The organism is Mangrovimonas cancribranchiae, assembly GCF_037126245.1.
Classification (GTDB): Bacteria; Bacteroidota; Bacteroidia; order Flavobacteriales; family Flavobacteriaceae; genus Mangrovimonas; species Mangrovimonas cancribranchiae.
Map to the genome: position 1 here is coordinate 70,312 of NZ_CP136925.1, position 20,326 is coordinate 90,637.

18 protein-coding genes are annotated in these 20,326 nt (G+C 34.9%); 8 read left to right on the top strand and 10 right to left on the bottom strand.

The features are described from left to right. Positions 1–3: 3 nt before the first annotated feature. From R3L15_RS00325 to R3L15_RS00340, 4 genes are read right to left on the bottom strand one after another with little or no spacing between them, the layout of a single operon-like run. The gene (locus tag R3L15_RS00325; protein WP_338732533.1) at positions 4–774 is read right to left on the bottom strand and encodes an MbnP family protein; all 771 of its coding nucleotides are present in this window, start codon (positions 772–774) and stop codon (positions 4–6) included. A 7-nt stretch (positions 775–781) separates the two neighbouring features. Beyond that, positions 782–2,128 (bottom strand): hypothetical protein, encoded by a 1,347-nt coding sequence (locus tag R3L15_RS00330; RefSeq protein WP_338732534.1) that lies wholly within the window; start codon positions 2,126–2,128, stop codon positions 782–784. 1 nt (position 2,129) lies between these two features. Beyond that, complete coding sequence (locus R3L15_RS00335) at positions 2,130–3,479, bottom strand: choice-of-anchor B family protein (RefSeq protein WP_338732535.1); 1,350 nt, start codon at positions 3,477–3,479, stop codon at positions 2,130–2,132. 4 nt (positions 3,480–3,483) lie between these two features. Further along, a complete protein-coding gene (locus R3L15_RS00340) occupies positions 3,484–4,932 on the bottom strand; it encodes a choice-of-anchor B family protein (protein WP_338732536.1) in 1,449 nt (482 codons plus the stop codon). A 134-nt stretch (positions 4,933–5,066) separates the two neighbouring features. Between R3L15_RS00340 and thiL the strand changes: the two genes are divergently transcribed. Beyond that, positions 5,067–6,113 (top strand): thiamine-phosphate kinase, encoded by a 1,047-nt coding sequence (gene thiL, locus R3L15_RS00345; protein WP_338732537.1) that lies wholly within the window; start codon positions 5,067–5,069, stop codon positions 6,111–6,113. On the opposite strand, the gene R3L15_RS00350 is transcribed toward thiL, so the two are convergent. From R3L15_RS00350 to R3L15_RS00365, 4 genes are all read right to left on the bottom strand, one after another. Beyond that, positions 6,110–6,334: a hypothetical protein gene (locus R3L15_RS00350; RefSeq protein ID WP_338732538.1), complete on the bottom strand. Its 225-nt coding sequence runs from the start codon at positions 6,332–6,334 to the stop codon at positions 6,110–6,112. The genes thiL and R3L15_RS00350 overlap by 4 nt on opposite strands. A gap of 115 nt (positions 6,335–6,449) precedes the next feature. Further along, positions 6,450–6,683, bottom strand: a complete 234-nt coding sequence (locus R3L15_RS00355; RefSeq protein ID WP_338732539.1) for a hypothetical protein — start codon at positions 6,681–6,683, stop codon at positions 6,450–6,452. 62 nt (positions 6,684–6,745) lie between these two features. After that, complete coding sequence (locus R3L15_RS00360; protein WP_338732541.1) at positions 6,746–7,522, bottom strand: alpha/beta hydrolase; 777 nt, start codon at positions 7,520–7,522, stop codon at positions 6,746–6,748. 16 nt (positions 7,523–7,538) lie between these two features. After that, entirely contained in the window at positions 7,539–8,195 is a 657-nt protein-coding gene (locus tag R3L15_RS00365) for a hypothetical protein (RefSeq protein WP_338732542.1), read from the bottom strand. A gap of 106 nt (positions 8,196–8,301) precedes the next feature. Here R3L15_RS00365 and R3L15_RS00370 point away from each other — a divergent pair, with 106 nt between their 5' ends. Next, entirely contained in the window at positions 8,302–9,624 is a 1,323-nt protein-coding gene (locus R3L15_RS00370) for an aspartate kinase (protein WP_338732543.1), read from the top strand. Positions 9,625–9,675: 51 nt separating this feature from the next. Here R3L15_RS00370 and R3L15_RS00375 read toward each other — a convergent pair whose 3' ends face one another. Continuing rightward, complete coding sequence (locus tag R3L15_RS00375) at positions 9,676–10,968, bottom strand: aminopeptidase P family protein (RefSeq protein ID WP_338732544.1); 1,293 nt, start codon at positions 10,966–10,968, stop codon at positions 9,676–9,678. Between the two features lie 120 nt (positions 10,969–11,088). Between R3L15_RS00375 and R3L15_RS00380 the strand changes: the two genes are divergently transcribed. The 6 genes from R3L15_RS00380 (at position 11,089) to R3L15_RS00405 (ending at position 17,958) form a co-directional block, all read left to right on the top strand. After that, positions 11,089–11,958 carry a hypothetical protein gene (locus R3L15_RS00380; RefSeq protein WP_338732546.1) on the top strand — a complete coding sequence of 290 codons (870 nt, stop codon included), beginning with the start codon at positions 11,089–11,091 and terminating at the stop codon, positions 11,956–11,958. Between the two features lie 104 nt (positions 11,959–12,062). Then, positions 12,063–12,737: a succinate dehydrogenase cytochrome b subunit gene (locus R3L15_RS00385; RefSeq protein WP_338732548.1), complete on the top strand. Its 675-nt coding sequence runs from the start codon at positions 12,063–12,065 to the stop codon at positions 12,735–12,737. A gap of 12 nt (positions 12,738–12,749) precedes the next feature. After that, entirely contained in the window at positions 12,750–14,762 is a 2,013-nt protein-coding gene (locus R3L15_RS00390) for a fumarate reductase/succinate dehydrogenase flavoprotein subunit (RefSeq protein WP_338732549.1), read from the top strand. Positions 14,763–14,770: 8 nt separating this feature from the next. After that, positions 14,771–15,517: a succinate dehydrogenase/fumarate reductase iron-sulfur subunit gene (locus R3L15_RS00395; RefSeq protein ID WP_338732550.1), complete on the top strand. Its 747-nt coding sequence runs from the start codon at positions 14,771–14,773 to the stop codon at positions 15,515–15,517. An 86-nt stretch (positions 15,518–15,603) separates the two neighbouring features. After that, complete coding sequence (locus tag R3L15_RS00400; protein ID WP_338732551.1) at positions 15,604–17,373, top strand: MutS-related protein; 1,770 nt, start codon at positions 15,604–15,606, stop codon at positions 17,371–17,373. 12 nt (positions 17,374–17,385) lie between these two features. Next, entirely contained in the window at positions 17,386–17,958 is a 573-nt protein-coding gene (locus R3L15_RS00405; RefSeq protein ID WP_338732553.1) for a hypothetical protein, read from the top strand. 232 nt (positions 17,959–18,190) lie between these two features. On the opposite strand, the gene R3L15_RS00410 is transcribed toward R3L15_RS00405, so the two are convergent. Then, positions 18,191–20,281 (bottom strand): S46 family peptidase, encoded by a 2,091-nt coding sequence (locus R3L15_RS00410; RefSeq protein ID WP_338732554.1) that lies wholly within the window; start codon positions 20,279–20,281, stop codon positions 18,191–18,193. Positions 20,282–20,326 lie beyond the last annotated feature (45 nt).

Below are 20,326 nucleotides of genomic sequence, written 5' to 3' on the forward strand. Positions count from 1 at the left end.
CGTTTATTGTGTAATCTCTCCTAATGTGAATGCAGAAGCAATGTTTTCTTGCATCATTTTTTGTGCCTCGTAATTAGGCATTAAAGGTGTGTTGTAAATATTTAAATCCCATAAATTAGGGTTTTTGAATAGTTCGGCAAGATTAAATTGAATTTCAATTGTTGTGGTTTCCGAAATAGGTATTTCTGTTGGAAACTCAAAAGCAACAAAGTTTTGTTCAAAATTGTCTTCGCTAACCATAGCGGTACCATTATGATAATTAAAAGGCATTGGCGTTGTAGTATTAACGTTGTATTGCCCGTCAAATTGTAAAAAATGATAACCACCGCCTAACATTTCTGGCCAATTCCAAGATGCCGAATTTAAATCGGTATAGGCGCCATCAATATTATCTGCTTCGTTAAATCCGTAAACAAATTTTAAGGTGTAGCTTCCTGGTGTAACAGCACTTGTGGGGATAAAATTATATGTTTCAGCATCGGATAAATCGATGAGTTGATAGCCTTGTAATGGTGTTGTATTACCGTTTTCGTCTAATAGCTCAAAATGAGAAAGCAAATATCTAAGTCGTGTAATAGTTAGTACTTCGCCATTAGCATTGGTGTATTGCGTGTTTTCAATATCGGAAGAAGTAATTGCTGTGCCATCCCAATTTTGCGTAAAGGTAAATGTGGGAGTAACATTAATGTTGTTGCTGCCTAGTTTGTCGTCATTGTCTTCACTACAAGAGAAAGTAAGCATCCCTAAAAAGAGTATGTAAGCTATTTTTTTCATTTTCAAGTTATTTTAAAACTGTTATTAAAAGGTCGGTAAATCCTTTGTTTTCAATGATGTCAAAATCTAAACTGTTAGATTCGCCAACTGCTATAATGTTACCGTTATTAATTTGAACGGCATCGTAAAAAAAGTCTATTTGTGAGCCACCAACAGTTTTTTGCCATAATAAGTTGCCTTTGTTGTTCACCTCGAAAACCCAAGCATCGTTTTGCCCGTTGTTATTTGTTAGGTTACCATCTATACTTCTAGAGCTACCAGATATGACAAAGTTATTGTTTTGAGTTTTAGAAATAGAGCGTCCAACATCGAAACCACTTCCACCAAACGACTTTTGCCATAACAACTCGCCTTCGGGAGTTATTTTTATTAGCCATAAATCGGCTAAGCCATAGTTTGTGCTTACATTCTCATTGTCACTTCTGGTATCTCCAACAATTAAGTAATTACCGTCGTTTGATTTGGTGATGGCTCGTGCTTCGTCTATTTCGGTGCCACCAAAGTTTTTCTCCCAAACAATCTCTCCTGTGTTAGAGGTTCTAACGACCCAAAAATCGTAAGTCCCAATATTATTGGATATGTCTACATCGTCACTATCCGATGAGCCAACTATTATAAAGCCGCCATCGTTTGTTTCGGTTGCGCCATAAGGTGTATCAGTAAAAAAACCACCATAATAACGGCTCCATTCTATGCTGCCAGAAGTGTCTAGTTTTAATGCCCAATAATCGCCACCAGCATGTCTGGCATTTGCTCTAGAGTTGCCTTCGCCGTTAGAAGCCGTAACATCTAACACACCAGAAATAAGAAAGCCATTATCTGAGGTTGGAATAACAGTATATCCAGTATCTATTCCTGCATAACCAAAAGATTGTTGCCATAGTAAATTCCCGTTAGAAGATAACTTTGCTAGCCAATAATCTTTTAATCCATGGTTGTTGGTAACATCTTGATCGTTACTATCACTAAATCCTAAAACGGCTAGAGACCCATCTGGGGTTTCAATAATTGAATTTCCTCTGTCATTTCCAGAACCGCCATAGGTTTTGCTCCAAAGCAAGGTGTTTTCGCTATCAAATTTTAATACCCAAAAATCAAAACTTTCATTGTTTTTGCCCGATATGTCGCCATCCATACTTTGTGTGTAACCTAGAATAGCATAACCACCGTCTTGCGTATTTGTAACGGCTGTTGCAACATCGTTTAAACTACCACCAAAAGTATTTATACTTACAATATCTCTTGTTATAATATTTAGTGGATTAGAGTCGTCACTTTTAGAGCAATTGTACATACAAAAAGTGGCGCATAAAAGTAGTATTATTAATGTTGTATGTTTTGTTTTTTTAAACATTTTAATTCTGTCTTCTAATAATAAACAGTCCTCTATCAATATCGCTTACAATAATATTACCACTAGAAAAATATGGGTAAACACTCCAAGCACCTTGAAAATTAGCTGAATTACTTTCAGGGTAAGTGTCGAAATATCCAGATTCGGTCATGGAGCCTGAGTCAAGGTTGGAAGTATTAATAAATCGAACACCAGCACTATAATTTGCTAGGAAAAAGGTGTTGTTTTTTACATAGCCATTATGATCTATTGCAGGTGTTGGTCCTAAATAATCTAAATGAAAAGAAGGATTGTCTAAATCTGAAAAATTAAAAACTAAGGTTCTTGTATTGTTGCCGTAATATTGCTCGTCTAACTCATCACCTAAAATAAAGTATTCCATATTTTCGGTAAACCATCCTTGGTGTACATAGCCAATATTATTGTAGGCGATGGTTGAAATGATTGTAGGGTTGCTTTTATCGCTAACATTGGCAATAACTATTTCGTCTTCATTACTTCCAATTAAAATCTCTTGTCCTAAGTAATCATTGTCAGGGCCATTGTAGGTAATAACTTGTGCGTCGTGAGCATAATCATGTAACCCACCTTCGCTAATTGGTGATAGTGGATTTTGAATATTGATGAAAAGTGGCCCACCGGCATACGTACCACTTCTTGAGGTTCCAACAATGTATGCGTAACCAGAATCTTCGTTAATTACAATGTTGTGTGCGCTACCAAAATCGGTAAAATGTGTATCGGCTGTAAAGTCTTGGGCTTGTGTTATGTTTCTTAATCTTGTAAGATCGAAAACTTGCATACCGTGTCCCGTGGCTTCACTTACAATAAAAGCATGGTTGTTATACACTTTAACATCGCGCCAAATATTACCATTATTCCCTGGATTGGCACTGGCTAGTTTTCCTATAAGTTGTGGTTGTGTTGGATTAGAAATATCCACAAAAGCAGTCCCTTGAGTTGAACATATTAGTCCATATTCTTTGCCTGTAATAGGGTCTGTCCATCCCCAACAATCATTGCCTTCTGCATTAGGTTCGGCTAGTTCATCTAAAGACATGTAGCCAATAAGATCGTAGCCTTCGCAAGGGTAAATATCTGCCATCCCATCAATACATTCTGCAAGTGGTTGCGGTGTGTTGCTCTCGCATGCATCGCCAATGCCATTTCCGTTGGTATCTGCTTGATTTGCATTGGCTATTTGTGGGCAATTATCTTCACTATCTGGAACACCATCGTTATCTGTATCAATTACGGCAATTTCAGCCACAGGTTCGTTATCACAAGATAAAATAACACTAAAACTAAGTGTTATTAATAGCGTTTTTATGATGCTTTTTTTTGTAATCATAAGATTATTTGATAATTAGTTTTTTTATGGTGGTGTTATTTACTTTAACTAAATACAAGCCTGTTGTAAATTTTTTTGTGGGTAAAACGAAAGACTTAAGGTTAATATTGTTTGAGCTAAAGACAACTTTACCTAGAGTATTATAAACTTCAAGAGATTGAATTAAACCTTTTTTAGTGCTTATTTTGGTTTGATTTATTGCTGGGTTTGGGAACAATGTGAATGTTTCTTTAGTTTCGAAAGTATTAGTGTTTAACGTACCGCTTTTTCTAACAACAAATAATCCTCTTTCAATATCGCTAATAATAATATTTCCACTTGAAAAATAAGGGTAAACACTCCATGCGCCATTAAACGCCGTGCCGTTACTTTCAGGATGTGTGTCGAAATAACCAATTTCTTCCATAGCATCTGTTGTAGCTGCTATATTTGTAATATCTAAAACACGTAATCCAGCTCTGTAATTTGCTATAAAAAATTTATCACCCAAAACGTATCCGTTATGATCAATCGCAGGTGTAGAACCATAGTAGGTAGATGAAAGAGTGGGGTTGTCTAAATCGTTAAAATCAAAAACTAGTGTTCTAGTGTTAAAGCCATAACCTTGTTCGTCTGTTTCATCACCTAATATAAAGTATCTTTGATCATCGGTAAACCAACCTTGGTGGGTGTACCCCGTTTGTGAGTAAGTGATTTCAGCAAGTTTTACTACATTGTTTTTATCGGTAACATCTAGTATTAAAACTTCAGATTCATTGCTGCCGATATAAATTTCTTTTCCTACATGTTCGGTATCCGGGCCGTTATATGTGACTACTTGTGCGTCGTGAGAATAACCGTCATTGGCATAGCCGCCAGCGTTAGTGGGGTTTGTAGGGTTAGAAATATCAATAAATGCAGGGCCGCCAGCATAAGGACCGCTTCTACTTGTTCCAACAATATAGGCATATCCAGTATCTTCGTTGATAACAATATTGTGTGCGCTTCCAAATTCTGTATAATGTGCATCAGTAGTAAATGTTACAGGTGGAGAGGTTACGTTTCTAAGCCTTGTTAAATCGAAAACTTGCATACCGTGGTTGCCAACAAGGTCGGCTACAATAAACGCATGATTATTATACACTTTTACATCGCGCCAATAACTCGTTCCTGCTGCAGTATCTAAACGCCCAAGGAAAGTAGGGTTTATAGGATTTGAAATATCTACAAAAGCTGTGCTGTTTGTCATGGCTATAATGGCGTATTCTTTTCCGTTTGTGGGATCTGTCCAGCCCCAAACATCACTACCTTCTGGGTTACCTTGCGTGTTTGCTAGAACAGATACTGGTATGTTGGAAAGTAAATCGTAATCATTACACGGATATGCTCCTGCAAAACCATTATCGCAAGGTGTTTGCGAAAAAAGAAGGGTTGTTATAAAAAGAGTGTAGATTAAGGGTAAAGTTTTTTTCACGTTTTTTTGTTAAAAGATTAAAAATGATGAACAAAATTACGTGAAAATGGGGTAATTGTATGTTTTTTAACCGTTAAAATTAAAGATTTTATGAGTTTTAAGGCTATTTCATCGAAAGCGATTATTTTTGCATTATGATTGAAGATAAAAACCAAGAAAGAACACCGCTTTCGGAATTAGGCGAATTTGGTCTTATAGACCACCTAACAAAGCACTTTAAAATATCTAAAGAATCCACGGTAAAAGGCATTGGTGACGATGCTGCTGTTTTAGATTTTTCTGATAAAAAAGTAGTTGTAACCACAGATATGCTTGTTGAGCAAGTGCATTTCGATTTAAGTTATATGCCATTAAAGCATCTTGGTTACAAATCTGTTATGGTTAATTTATCTGATGTTTATGCTATGAATGCTAAGGCGACACAAATTACAGTTTCTATAGCAGTTTCTAACCGTTTTCCTTTAGAGGCATTGGAAGAATTGTATTCTGGAATTCAAACTGCCGCTGAGGTTTATGGTGTTGATCTGATTGGTGGCGATACAACATCATCTACATCGGGGTTAATCATATCAATTACAGCTTTAGGTGAAGTTGGTAATGAGACTGTTGTTTATAGAAATGGTGCTAAGCCAAACGATTTATTAGTTGTTACTGGAGATTTGGGTGGCGCTTATATGGGGTTACAAGTGTTAGAAAGAGAAAAAGAAGTGTTTAAAGTTAATCCGCAAAATCAACCAGATTTAGAACCATATACTTACATTGTTGAACGACAACTTAAACCAGAAGCTAGGAAAGATATTGTTGCTTTATTGAAGGAATTAGAAGTTAAACCCACGTCTATGATTGATATTAGCGATGGTTTGTCATCGGAGATTATTCATTTATGTAAACAAAGCGATGTTGGTATCGAGTTATACGAAAATAAAATCCCATTAGATCCACAAGTTATTTCTACCTGTGAAGAGTTTGATATAGATAGCACAACAGTTGCTTTAAATGGAGGTGAAGATTACGAATTGTTGTTTACAATAAGTCAGGAAGATTTCCCTAAAATTAAAGGTAATCCTAATTTAACGGTTATTGGTTTTGTAAAGGATAAGAGTCAAGGCATGCATTTAATTACACGTGCAGAGCAAGCTATTCCATTAAAAGCACAAGGATGGAATTCTTTAGAGCATTAAGAATAGCAAGTTTCTTGCCTTCTTTTAGTACGAGTTTTATACAAGCGTTCTAAATCTTTATTTATTTCTTGGCGTTTTTTGGTAAGAGGGGTTAAATGCCCTCTGTCGCTTGTGGTAACTTGTTTGTTGCAGTGTATGCATCTGTATTCTTTTACCGATGCGGTAACATTCTTTTTTACTACAAATTTATGTTTGAATAATCTACAATAAAGATTTTTCAAGATGTCTGTTTTTTTTGTGTTTAACAATTTAATGATTAATAACCTCTAACATAAAAAAATAATTGAGGTGATAAAACCTTTAATGTTAAGATTTTATAAAATAGTGTGATTGCTGTTATTTTATACGTACCATCCTTCTTGTATAGATATCTTCAAGAATGGAATTTATTTCTTTAAATGTAGGTGTTAATTCGGTTAAGTTGCCATTACTATTGGTTGTTAGTTGTTTTTTGCAACACTTACAGGTGTATTCTTTAACATGTGATGTTACTTCTTTGCTAACAACATATTTGTGACCAATAATATCACAAATAATCTTAAAGGCATTTTGGTTAGTAGATTTTTTCATAATGTAAAAGATTTGGGGATTCTAAACTTAGGAAAAAATCATTTGAAAGCAGTTTAAGTGTGTTATTTTTCGATGAAACACATAATTACGTAAGATAATTCCTTCGAATTTTCTATATGACTCATGTGTCCATCTGGGAACTCGTGTAATGAAATATCAGTTGGTTTAAACAGGGTTTTTATTTTTTCAGCATTTAAAACAGTGTCTTTCAGTCCAATAATTATCATTTTTTTGCATTTTGAGGTTTTAAAAAAAGAGGTTCTATTTGGTCTAATTTTCATACCTTCTAGTGCAGCAACTATTCCTTGGAGCGGTGTTTTTAAAGCTTCTTGCTTTACGTTTTCAATTTCAGAAGAAAGTCTTTCTCTATTGCTTATGGCAAATAAATTTGAAATTGCCATACTAATAAATGCTTTATGGTTTTGTTTTACAGCTTTTATAGCACGATCCCTATTAGCTTGCTTATCTTTGCTGTCGGCTTCCGATGTTGAGTTTAACAAACAAACACTTAATGCCTTTTTTGGGAACTTCTCTAACAATGCTAAAGTAACGTAGCCACCCATAGAGTGCCCAATAAAATGAGCGTTTTGAATGTTTAATTCATTCAAAACCGTATTTACGGCATCAGCCATATCTTCCATGGTATGAATATATCCTAAGCAATCTGTTTTACCGTGTCCTAGTAAATCAATAGTTATAACGTGGTATTTGTTTTTAAGCGTATTTGCTAAATTATCCCACATAGTTAGGTTTTCTAAAAACCCATGAAGTAGCACTACGGCTTCTCCGGTACCTATATGATTATAATGAATGCTAATGTTTTTATGTTGAGTAATCATAAGTGTTGTGCTCTTTTTAACTTTTCAGTTTTTTGATAACAGAAAAAGCTTTATCTACTAAGTCGTCTTCAACCAAAACAGTAAATTCATTCGTGGTTGAGACCACTTCGTAAAGGGCAATACCTTCCCATGCTAAACGCTTAAATATTTGGTAGTATAATCCGGTAACTTTAGAGTTGTTTTCTGGTAAGCTAATGCTTATTGCCGAAAGGTTTTCTTTAATACCTTTTTGTTTTTCATTTTTAAAATGCTCTAGAACATGTTGTTTTTCTGAGCTGGATACAATAATGTTGCTTTCTAAAATACCTCTTGTAAAGGCATAAAAAACATTAGCGTTTAAGTTTATATGTTCTAATATTTTTGAATGACTCTCTATTAATGTGTTTGAGTTTTGAAACGTGAAATCACTTAAGTTAGACCTAACGGTAATATCACCTAAGTTTTTAATAATACGTTTTAGTCTGGGTGAGCTTCCTAAATCTTTTGGTGGGTTATAGCGGCGTAAAGCCATCATTATAGCGCCTGTTTTTACGGGTTTTCTTAACATGTCGCCAACAGGTTTTGATAACTCCTCAGCTAATGCCGAATAGTTTATAATGTTCCGCGATAAAGCTTCTTCTAAAAATGGTTGAGCAACTAAAAGCTCTTCAACACATGCTGCAATAGTTTTCATATTGTTAATTATTTAACTAAGTGTGCAAATTTAGTTTAATTTTTTCAATTTTATTTTTAAAAAGCCGCTCTACGTTAGTTTTGTTCACATAAATAAAAAATCTAATATGCAAGTTTTAAAGTTTGGTGGAACATCGGTTGGTTCAGTGCAAAACATGACTAATGTGAAAGGCATTATAAATGATGGCAGCGAAAAGATTGTAGTGCTTTCTGCTATGTCTGGAACAACTAATGCTTTAGTTGCCGTTTCTGAGGCTGTAAAAGAAACAAACACAAAAAAAGCTATTCAGTTATTAGATGCGTTATATATAACCTATGTTGATGTCTTAGACGAGTTGATTCAAAATAAAGTCTTATACCAAGAAACGGAGAGGTATATCCAGTCTGTATTTAATAGGCTTAACGATTTTGTGAATCAGCAACATACGAGTTTTTTGCATAACCGTATGGTTTCTCAAGGCGAGTTGTTGTCTACCTTTTTGTTTAGTAGGTTCTTACAACAAGAAGGTGTAAATGCGCAGTTAATATCAGCTTTAGATTTTATGAGAATTGACAAATCTAACGAGCCAGATTATTTTTATATCAAGCAAAATTTATCCAGAATTATAGCCGAACTTCCTCAAGCCGATATTTATATCACACAAGGATTTATTTGTTTAGATGCTGATGGACATATTACAAACTTACAACGTGGTGGAAGTGATTATACAGCAAGTATTATTGGCGCTGCTATAAACGCAGAAGAAGTACAAATTTGGACCGATATAGATGGGTTTCATAACAACGATCCAAGGTTTGTAAACGATACACAAGCTATTTCGAATCTATCGTTTGATGAAGCTGCAGAGCTGGCATATTTTGGTGCGAAAATTCTGCATCCACAAACCGTAATGCCTATTAGAGAGCAGAATATTCCGTTACGGTTAAAAAATACGATGGCACCAAATGCTCATGGAACGTTAATAACAAATTCTGTACACGGCGAAGGTATTAAGGCTATAGCTGCAAAAGATGGTATTACGGCCATAAAAATTAAGTCTGGAAGAATGCTGTTGGCTCATGGGTTTTTAAAACGTGTTTTCGAGGTTTTTGAAAAATACGAAACGGCTATTGATATGGTTACAACCTCGGAAATTGCTGTGTCTTTAACTATAGATAATATAACGCATTTAACCGAAATAGTAGCAGAATTGGAGCGATTTGCATCTGTAGAAGTCGATGCATTTCGTACGATAGTCTGTTTGGTAGGAAATAATATTGTGTTCCATCCAGATACGCCTAAATTATTTCAAATATTACAAGATGTTAATGTAAGAATGATTGCCTATGGCGGCAGTAACAATAATATATCATTACTAATTAATACAAGCGATAAAGTAGAAACCTTAAGGAAGCTAAATCGTTATGTATTTGAAATGGAAATGGTATAGGTTTTTTTAATTAAATCAGAAAAGGCCGGGTTTAACCGGCCTTTTTATTTTTTAAGAATTCATAATATCTTCAATCTCATCAGCTTCAATAGGAATGTCGCGCATAAGATTAAAAGGCTCACCTGTTTCTTGAATAACAACATCGTCTTCTAAACGAATACCAAATCCTTCATTTGGAATATAAATACCAGGTTCTACGGTAAATACCATATTAGCTGTCATAGGTTCTGTTAAAATACCATAATCATGCGTATCTAAACCAATATGATGACTGGTGCCATGCATGAAGTATTTTTTATATGCTGGCCAATCTGGATTTTCGTTTTGCACATCGGCTTTATCCAATAAACCTAAGCCTAATAATTCCGAAGTCATTAATTTACCAACTTCAACGTGGTAATCGGCCCAAATAGTTCCTGGAATAAGCATTTTTGTGGCTTCATCTTTAACACGGTTTACAGCATTGTAAACCTCTTTTTGGCGTTTAGAGAACTTTCCAGAAACAGGAATCGTTCTAGTCATATCGCTAGAGTAATTGGCGTATTCTGCGCCAACGTCCATTAAAATTAAGTCGCCATCGTTACACGGTTGATTGTTTTCTATATAGTGTAATACATTAGCATTGTTCCCTGAGGCCACAATAGGAGTGTAAGCAAAACCACGAGAGCGATTTCTTAAAAACTCATGCATGTATTCGGCTTCAATTTCAAATTCTGAAACACCTGGTTTTACAAAATTTAATACACGTTTAAATCCTTTTTCGGTAATTCTACAAGCTTGTTGCATAATATCAAGCTCTATTTGGTCTTTTACAGAACGTAAACGCTGTAGTATAGGGTTGCTTTTTTCTACACTATGTGCTGGAAATTTCTCTCTTAACCATTTATTAAAACGGTCTTCGCGAGTTTGTGTTTCTATATTAGCTCGGTAATGTTCGTTAGTGTTAATATAAACGGTGTCGCATTGCGCCATGACTTCTCTAAAAACTTTGTCGAAATCTTGAAGCCAATACACGGTTTTTATCCCAGCTGTTTCAAACGCCTTCTCTTTGGTTAGTTTTTCGCCTTCCCAAACAGCAATATGATCGTTTGTTTCTGTAAGAAATAAAATTTCACGATGCTTTGGGTTTGGACAATCAGGAAATAATAATAAAATGCTTTCTTCCTGATCGACACCGCTTAAATAAAAAATATTGCGATCTTGTTGAAAAGGTATGGTGCTGTCTGCACCAATAGGGTAAATGTCATTACTATTAAAAACAGCTAAACTATTAGGTTTCATTTTAGCCATGAAGTTGTTGCGGTTTTTAATAAATAACTTGCTGTCTATAGGTAAGTATTTCATATTAAAAATTGAATTTTTCCAAAGGTACTCAATCCATGAGGTTTAATAAAATTAGGGTGTTAAAACTTTATTAATGCAATATTTTTTCACAAATTTGGTTATTAAAAGAAACCTCAAATCATGAAACATCTATTTAAAATTTGCTTTTTTACTTTTTTAATTGTCATGTCTTGTAGCGAAGATAACGATGATGCGCAACAACTTAATAGTCCTAATTTAGTCATAAAGCTAAAGTTTGATCCTAACCAAGAACGTTTAAATAATGTTGGAGAGCCAGCAATTATTCCTAGTGGTAATGCGGCGCAATCCCCAACTATTTCAAAAATGAGTGCTAATTATATAGAGTTGGCTCCAGGAGCATTTACACCACTAGGAGAGGGTGAAATTGTTTTTAATGGTTCTGAAACAACAGCTGGAGGTGACCGAGCGATAAATTTTCAAAATGCACGTTTTGCTGGAGATGATGAGGTGTTTTTAACCTTACCATTAAATCAAGTTTCTGCAGGAACGTATGAATGGATTCGTGTATCGTTAGCCTATCAAGAAGGCGACATCGATTTTCTTTTAGATGGCGTAGATTATACCGGAACATTAGCAAGTTTTGTTGGGTACAATACCTACATAACAACCTTCGACTTAAATGGGCAAAGTATAGATGTAAACGGAAACAAATTACAAGGTTTCTGGGCTTTCGAGGCCGAAGGGTTTGCTACGCAAGGTCAAGCGCCTGCTGGGGCAACAACGGTTCCTAATCCATTATTCGATTCCTCGCCAATACCGCAAGGGTCTTGTGTGGTAACTGGCGCGTTTGAAAATGGGTTTACTATAACTGGCGAAGAAACACAAGATGTTGAAGTTGTCTTGTCATTTTCAATAAACAATAGTTTTGAATGGACAGAGGTAAATGCTGATGGTAAATACGAGCCAAGTGCTGGAGAGCAAGTTGTCGATATGGGATTACGAGGACTTATTCCTATGGTTTCAGAGTAACTTCTGTTTAAAATCATTCTAAATACCTAATTATAACGTTTGAGTTTTTGTCTAAAATTTAGAGGTAGTGTATCTTTGTTTGGATAAAAAATTAAACTTCAACAATGAGCGGAATTCTAAATTCTTCGATAGGAAGAAAATTTGCCATGGCACTTTCGGCCCTCTTCCTAATGATTTTCTTGTTACAACACTTTATTATCAATTTTTCATCTATAATTAGTGCAGACGCTTTTAACAACCTGTCTCACTTTATGGGAACCAATTGGTTAATTCAATACATTATGCAACCTGTATTGATTTTTGGTGTCGTTTTTCACTTTGTAATGGGATTTATTCTGGAGATAAGAAACAAAGGTGCTAGACAAATTAAGTATGCAAAAAACAATGGTGCTGCCAATTCATCATGGATGAGCCGCAATATGATTTACAGCGGGTTATTCATTTTAATTTTCTTGGTTATTCACTTTATCGATTTCTGGATTCCGGAAATCAACACTAAATATATCCAAGGCGATATGTCTGGGTTGTTGCCAAGTGGTGAGTACAGATACTACGAAGAACTTGTGCATAAATTTCAACCATTATGGCGTGTGGCGCTATATTGTTTAGGTTTTGTGTTTTTAGCATTGCATTTATTACACGGATTTATGTCGGCCTTTCAATCAGTTGGTGCTAACAACAAATACACAAGAGCATTAAAAGGATTTGGAAAAGCATATGCAATTATTATTCCTTTAGGGTTTATCATTATTGCATTAGTTCACCATTTTAATCATTAAAATACATCTAACATGGCTTTAGATTCAAAAATACCAAAAGGTCCTTTAGCAGATAAATGGACCAATCATAAAAACAATATTAACTTAGTTAATCCAGCCAACAAACGTTTAATAGATGTAATTGTTGTGGGAACTGGTTTAGCTGGTGGTTCTGCCGCTGCAACTTTAGCAGAGCTTGGCTATAATGTAAAAGCATTCTGTTTTCAAGATTCGCCGCGTCGTGCACACTCTATTGCTGCACAAGGCGGTATAAACGCTGCCAAGAACTATCAAGGTGATGGCGATTCTGATTACCGATTATTTTACGATACAGTAAAAGGTGGTGATTATCGTTCGCGTGAAGCCAATGTGTATCGTTTGGCCGAGGTGTCTGCTAATATTATCGATCAATGTGTAGCACAAGGTGTTCCTTTTGCTCGTGAGTATGGTGGGTTGTTAGATAACCGTTCTTTTGGTGGAGTTTTAGTATCTCGTACTTTCTACGCCAAAGGTCAAACAGGGCAACAGTTACTGCTAGGAGCGTATTCTGCCATGAACCGACAAATTGGACGTGGTAAAATTAAAATGTACAACCGTCATGAAATGTTAGATGTTGTTGTAGTAGATGGAAAAGCGCGAGGTATTATTGCACGTAACTTAGTAACTGGAGAAATTGAAAGACACTCAGCTCACGCTGTTGTTTTAGGAACAGGAGGTTATGGTAATGTATTCTTCTTATCAACAAATGCTATGGGAAGTAATGTTACCGCAGCTTGGAAAGCTCATAAGCGTGGTGCTTATTTTGCTAATCCATGTTACACACAAATCCACCCAACATGTATTCCAGTGTCTGGAGATCATCAATCTAAATTAACATTGATGTCGGAGTCGTTACGTAACGATGGCCGTATTTGGGTGCCAAAACATATGGAGGATGTTAAAGCCATTCGAGAAGGTAAATTAAAACCAACGGAAATTGCTGAAGAGAATAGAGATTATTATTTAGAGCGTCGTTATCCAGCCTTTGGTAACTTAGTGCCACGTGATGTGGCTTCTCGTGCTGCTAAAGAGCGTTGCGATGCTGGCTATGGTGTAAATAAAACAGGTGAGGCTGTTTACTTAGATTTTGCCTCGGCAATTCAACGTTATGGTAAAGAACAAGCTCATGTTAAAGGATTAAACGAAAACGATGCGGCTTTAGTTAAAGAGCTAGGTCAAGAAGTGATTAAAAATAAGTATGGAAACTTATTCCAGATGTATGAAAAAATCGTCGACCAAAATCCATACGAAACCCCAATGATGATTTACCCAGCAGTGCACTACACTATGGGCGGTATTTGGGTAGATTATAATTTAATGACAACCGTTCCTGGATTGTATGCAATTGGTGAAGCTAACTTCTCCGATCATGGTGCTAACCGTTTAGGAGCTTCGGCTTTAATGCAAGGATTAGCAGACGGATACTTTGTATTACCATATACTATTGGAGATTATTTATCTAACGATATCCGTACTGGACCAATTTCAACTGAGTCACCAGAATTTGAAGAAGCCGAAAAGAATGTTCGTAACCGTATTGAATCTCTAATTAATAACAACGGAACACATTCTGTAGATTATTTCCACAAAAAACTAGGAAAGATCATGTGGAATAAAGTAGGTATGTCCCGTAATGCTAAAGGTTTATCTGAAGCTATAGAAGAAATTGCAGCATTACGTGAAGAATTCTGGAAAGATGTCAAAGTCCCTGGAGAAGCAGAGGAATTTAACGAAGAATTAGCCAAAGCAGGTCGTGTAGCCGATTTCTTAGAATTAGGCGAGCTGTTTGCTAAAGATGCTCTACAACGAAATGAGTCTTGTGGTGGACACTACCGTGAAGAATCTGTAGAAGAAAGTGGCGAACAAAAAGGCGAAGCCAAGCGTGACGATGAGAATTTTAAATATGTGGCTGCTTGGGAATATAAAGGAGAACCTAAAGATGCTGTATTGCATAAGGAAAATCTCGTATTTGAAAATATAGAATTAAAACAAAGAAGTTATAAATAAGGAAGACTATGAATTTAACGTTGAAAATATGGCGTCAAAAAAACGCTAACGATAAAGGAAAAATGGTTGACTATCCAATTAGTGGGATAGAGCCAGATATGTCTTTCCTTGAAATGTTAGACGTTTTAAATGAAGAGTTAATTAATAAAGGAGAAGAGCCTGTAGCATTCGATCACGATTGTCGTGAAGGAATTTGTGGTATGTGTTCGCTTTATATTAATGGTGAAGCCCATGGCCCAGATCGAGGCGTAACAACATGTCAATTACACATGCGTATGTTTAATGATGGCGATACCATTTATATTGAACCATTTAGAGCAGCTGCATTTCCAGTTGTAAAAGATTTAGTTGTAGACAGAAGCTCATTTGATCGTATACAACATGCTGGAGGATTTGTTTCGGTTAACACTTCTGGAAATACTATTGATGCGAATACCATTCCAGTAAACAAACATGATGCTGACGATGCTTTCGATGCAGCGACGTGTATTGGTTGTGGTGCTTGTGTGGCAAGCTGTAAAAACTCTTCTGCTATGTTATTTGTTGGGGCTAAAGTATCGCAATTTGCTTTATTACCTCAAGGGCAAGTAGAAGCTACAGATCGTGTTATGAACATGGTTAAACAAATGGACGAAGAAGGATTTGGTAACTGTACTAACACAGGTGCTTGTGAAGTAGAATGTCCTAAAGGAATTTCTTTAGAAAACATTGCACGTATGAATCGTGAGTACTTAAAAGCCTCTTTTAAAGGATAAAATACGTTTTTACAAAATCTTATAGATAATAAAAGTCCCGACTTAACGTTGGGATTTTTTGTTTCTTTACAATTCAAAATATAAGTATGCAACAGCCCACTAGCTTTTATAAAACGCAATTAGATACATTTAAACAACATGTTAGTCGTTTAAACAAACAATTAATCGGGTTAAGTTCCATTAGATTAGTTGTATTTGTTTTAACCGTTGTAGGTGTTTATTTTACGTATAATAATTGGCAAGTTGCAGCAGGAATTTCGGTTTTCGGGATAGTTGCTTTTTTAATCACGTTATCAAAATATACCGATACCAAATGGGAACGAGATCTTAATAAGGCTCTAGTTACAATTAATGAAGAAGAATTAACCATTGCCTCAGGTCAATTTCAGCATAGAGACAGCGGAACAGAATTTCAAGAACCAAAACACTTTTATAGTTTAGATATAGATTTATTTGGAAATGGTTCATTCTTTCAATTTATAAATAGAACAAGTATTACAGAAGGTAAAACCACTTTGGCAAACCTGTTAAAGGCTAATAATATTAGTAACATTAAATTAAGACAAGAAGTTGTAAAAGAATTGAGTTCTAAACCAGAGTGGCGCCAATTATATTCAGCAACAGCGTCTTTAATCCATGTTGAGGTTTCTGCAAGATACATTATCCAATGGTTAACACAACACAAGCAGTTTTTACCTAAAATAATGCGGTGGTTACCAATGATGTTTAGCGGGATAACCGTTCTGTTTTTTGTGTTATTCCTCTTTAAAATACTAGACGTTTCTATTTTAGGATATTGGTTGTTATTGGGGTTGTTTATTACTGGCGTTTATGTAAAAAAAATTAATATTCTTTCGCAACAAACAGATAAAGCAAAAGATACTTTTAAGCAGTACTCGCAACTTTTAAAACAAATTGAAAACACCTCGTTTTCATCGGAATTATTACAGGAAAAGCAACAAAAAATACAAAACAATCATAAAAAAGCATCGGTTATATTTAAGCAATTTTCAAAATATTTAGATGCTTTAGATAATAGAAACAACCTTATTGGCGCCATTTTTGGCAATGGCTTGTTTTTAACCGATTTAAAAAACAGTTATAAAATCGAGCAATGGATAGCAACATATAATAAAACTGTTGCCGATTGGTTTGAAGTGGTTACTTTTTTCGATGCTTATAACTCCTTAGGAAATTATGCTTTTAACCATCCAGAATTTGTATATCCTAAATTAGTTAATAAAGGTATTTGTATAAAAGCCGAACAATTAGGGCATCCGTTATTACAAGCCGATAAGCGTGTGGATAGCGACTTAAATATAGATAACGAACAGTTTTTTATTGTAACTGGAGCTAATATGGCAGGAAAGAGCACGTTTTTACGAACTGTTTCGTTACATATTGTCATGGCAAATGTAGGATTGCCAGTTTGTGCGCATAAAAGTGAATACAGCCCAATAAAACTTATTACAAGTATGCGAACAAGCGATTCGCTAACCGATGATAGTAGTTATTTCTTTTCAGAATTAACCCGATTAAAATTTATTGTTGATGCTATTAAAACCGAATCCTATTTTATTATCCTTGATGAGATTTTAAAAGGAACAAATAGCACCGATAAAGCTATTGGTTCTCAGAAATTTGTTGAAAAATTAGTGTCTAGCCATGCTACTGGAATTATAGCTACGCACGATTTAAGTTTAACTAAAATTGAAACAAATCTAGACCAGGTAAAAAACTACTTTTTTGATGCCGAAATAAAAAACGAGGAACTTTATTTTGACTATAAGCTTAAAAAAGGCGTCTGCCAAAATATGAACGCGAGCTTTCTGTTAAAGAAAATGGAGATAGTTTAAAAATTATATACTATGAGGAACAAAATGTGTTTATTTTTAATGATAAGTTTAATGTATATTTCATGTAACTCAACAAAAGAAGTAGGTAGTAAACCAAAGCAATTTCAAAATTATATTTGTTTAGATAGTGAAATAGCTAAAATAAAACAGCTAAAATATGAGATAAATATTCCTGATACATGGTGTGCTTATGTAGGATTTCACGATATTATTTCTTATTCACCTAGACCATTATTTGATTTAGAAGCTAATTATTATAAAAACACTGTTTATGTATCTGCTTATGATAATGATACATTTAAAAGTGATAATATCGAAGAAGCTTTAAATAAACATATTGTCGATGCGAATGTATCTTCTTTTTTTCAGCCTGTTTACACATCAAATATTCATGATATTTATGGCAAATATTATATAGTCAAGCGAAATGGAATTCTACAAGGTGTTGCTTTAATACAATTAGATGTGTTGTTTAATTATAATAATCAAGATTATATAATCCATTATTCGGTTTTAGAAAATAACTACGAAACTTACATAAATGATGTTATAAAAATGATTGAGTCATTTAGAATAAAACAGTAAAATGGAAAAATTTTACTTCTTTGGAATCACCTACTTTATGTCTTTTAATTAATTTTTAGGTATCAAAGGTATACTTCCAGAATAGCTTTCCGTAATATGTTTACTACAAATTAAAACAAGGCATTTGCCAAAATATGAACGCTAGTTTTTTGTTAAAGAAGATGGAGATTGTATAAAAACAAAAAGGTCTCATAAATTTATGAGACCTTTATTAATAGAATAAACTATTATCTTATTTTTTAGGATGTACAAGTGACATTTCATCGACAAGATGTTTCGCACCAGCATATTTGTCTATAATAAATAAGACATAACGAATATCTACCATAATATTTCTGCAAATTTCAGGGTCGTAATTCATGTCGCTCATGGTACCTTCCCAAACACGGTCAAAATTTAAACCAATTAAATTCCCTTCGGCATCAATTGTTGGGCTGCCAGAGTTTCCTCCAGTAGTATGGTTTGTACCAATAAAGCATACAGGCACTTTACCGTTAGTGTCAGCGTAATTTCCATAGTCTTTAGTGTTGTATAAATCGATTAGTTTTTGAGGGACATCAAATTCATAATCACCCGGAACATATTTTTCAATAACACCATCTAAATAACTAACGTGATTGTAATACACAGCATCTCTGGGAGAATATCCCTTTACTTGCCCGTAAGTAACACGTAAGGTGCTATTAGCATCTGGGAAATAACGCTCGTTTGGTAAGGCTTTCATTAAGGCTGTCATGTATTGAGTTTGCAGTGCAGAAATTGCTTGGTTTTTCTCGGTATATTCAGGGTTTATGTTATTAAAAAAGTCTGCAATAAGAGGTTTAGCGTAAACATAAGCGGCATCCTTGTTTAATTTTTCAATAATCTCTTCAGCAGAACCTTCAAATAACTTTAAGGCACTATCTAGGTTTGTAAATGCAGTTTTGTCGTAAATAGTTGGATCGACATTGTTCTTTTTATATAAAGGCATCACGACTTCGTAAACACCTTTATCCACAGAAACATTGTAGTTTTTATGAATGCCTTTTAAAGTGTTTTCTATAGATGCTTTAGCGCGATCTAACACTTCGGGTCTGTTGGTTAGGGCTTCTTCAAATTGATAGGCTCTAAAAGTCATTTGCATTAGTTCGTTAGTAACTAAAAAGACTTCGATAAAGTTTCGGCGTTTAATATTAATATCAGCAAAATCTTTATAACGTTTATCAAATTCAGGAAGAATGTTTCCGTAGTCATCTTCCAATTCTTTGTCTTTTAGTGCTTTTTTAAAGCGCTCTTCAAAGGCTTTTCTGTTAGCAATGGCTTGACTTTTTTCAATGCCTAAATTTTCACCTATCCACTTTTTCCATGCATTGGCTATTCTAGCTTGTTTAGACGCATACTTGATTCTAATATCATCACTGACTTTCATATTCGCATCAATAACTTTTAACGCGGCTTCGCGAATGGCAATATTACTAGGGTTAAATTCTTTTGTAATATGTTCTATAGCTACTGCTGGCAGGTATTCGTTGGTGGTTCCTGGAAAACCAAATACCATGGTGAAGTCGTTTTCTTCAACGCCATCTAACGAGACCGGTAAAAAGTGCTTTGGTTTGTAAGGCACATTGTCTTTACTGTACTTAGCAGGACGATTATTTTTATCGGCGTAAATTCTAAATAACGAAAAATCGCCTGTATGTCTTGGAAACACCCAATTATCGGTATCGCTACCAAACTTTCCTATGCTACTTGGTGGCGCACCTACTAAACGAATGTCTTCGTAACGCTCGGTAACAAATAAGAAGTATTGATTGCCCTTGTAAAACGATTTTACTTTTACATCCTGCCATGTTTCTTTGTTAACTTGTGCTTGTAACGCATTACTATTTTTATCGATTGTAGACTGTCTAGTCTTTTCGTCCATAGCGTTGGTAACACCAGAAAGTACTTGCTGTGTAACATCTTCTATTCTTACAATAAACTCTACAAAAAGCCCTTCGTTAGGAAGTTCTTCATTGTAGTTCATAGCCCAAAATCCGTCCTTTAGGTAGTCGTTTTCTAATGATGAATGTGATTGTATTTGACTAAACCCGCAGTGGTGATTGGTTAATAGTAATCCATTAGGAGAAATAACCTCACTAGTACAACCACCGTTAAAATGCGCAATAGCATCTTTAAGACTAGAGTTATTAACATCGTAAATGTCTTGAGCGGTAAGTTTACTGCCTAGGTTTGTCATTTCTGTTTCATTCATGCCTTCTAAAAGTGAAGGAATCCACATGCCACCTTGTTGGGCCGAAACCTGAAAGCATAAAAATAATGCGAGAAGTTTTAAATATTTCATTGTTTTATATTGATTGAAAAATTGAATTTCCCAAAGATACGAGTT

Bases quoted from the DNA above. Each gene is read 5' to 3' on its own strand.
- R3L15_RS00325 (WP_338732533.1), bottom strand. From the start codon at position 774: ATGAAAAAAATAGCTTACATACTCTTTTTAGGGATGCTTACTTTCTCT.
- R3L15_RS00405 (WP_338732553.1), top strand. From the start codon at position 17,386: ATGAGGAACAAAATGTGTTTATTTTTAATGATAAGTTTAATGTATATT.
- R3L15_RS00360 (WP_338732541.1), bottom strand. From the start codon at position 7,522: ATGATTACTCAACATAAAAACATTAGCATTCATTATAATCATATAGGT.
- R3L15_RS00355 (WP_338732539.1), bottom strand. From the start codon at position 6,683: ATGAAAAAATCTACTAACCAAAATGCCTTTAAGATTATTTGTGATATT.
- R3L15_RS00365 (WP_338732542.1), bottom strand. From the start codon at position 8,195: ATGAAAACTATTGCAGCATGTGTTGAAGAGCTTTTAGTTGCTCAACCA.
- R3L15_RS00330 (WP_338732534.1), bottom strand. From the start codon at position 2,128: ATGTTTAAAAAAACAAAACATACAACATTAATAATACTACTTTTATGC.
- R3L15_RS00400 (WP_338732551.1), top strand. From the start codon at position 15,604: ATGCAACAGCCCACTAGCTTTTATAAAACGCAATTAGATACATTTAAA.
- R3L15_RS00395 (WP_338732550.1), top strand. From the start codon at position 14,771: ATGAATTTAACGTTGAAAATATGGCGTCAAAAAAACGCTAACGATAAA.
- R3L15_RS00335 (WP_338732535.1), bottom strand. From the start codon at position 3,479: ATGATTACAAAAAAAAGCATCATAAAAACGCTATTAATAACACTTAGT.
- R3L15_RS00380 (WP_338732546.1), top strand. From the start codon at position 11,089: ATGAAACATCTATTTAAAATTTGCTTTTTTACTTTTTTAATTGTCATG.
- R3L15_RS00370 (WP_338732543.1), top strand. From the start codon at position 8,302: ATGCAAGTTTTAAAGTTTGGTGGAACATCGGTTGGTTCAGTGCAAAAC.
- thiL (WP_338732537.1), top strand. From the start codon at position 5,067: ATGATTGAAGATAAAAACCAAGAAAGAACACCGCTTTCGGAATTAGGC.
- R3L15_RS00410 (WP_338732554.1), bottom strand. From the start codon at position 20,281: ATGAAATATTTAAAACTTCTCGCATTATTTTTATGCTTTCAGGTTTCG.
- R3L15_RS00385 (WP_338732548.1), top strand. From the start codon at position 12,063: ATGAGCGGAATTCTAAATTCTTCGATAGGAAGAAAATTTGCCATGGCA.
- R3L15_RS00375 (WP_338732544.1), bottom strand. From the start codon at position 10,968: ATGAAATACTTACCTATAGACAGCAAGTTATTTATTAAAAACCGCAAC.
- R3L15_RS00390 (WP_338732549.1), top strand. From the start codon at position 12,750: ATGGCTTTAGATTCAAAAATACCAAAAGGTCCTTTAGCAGATAAATGG.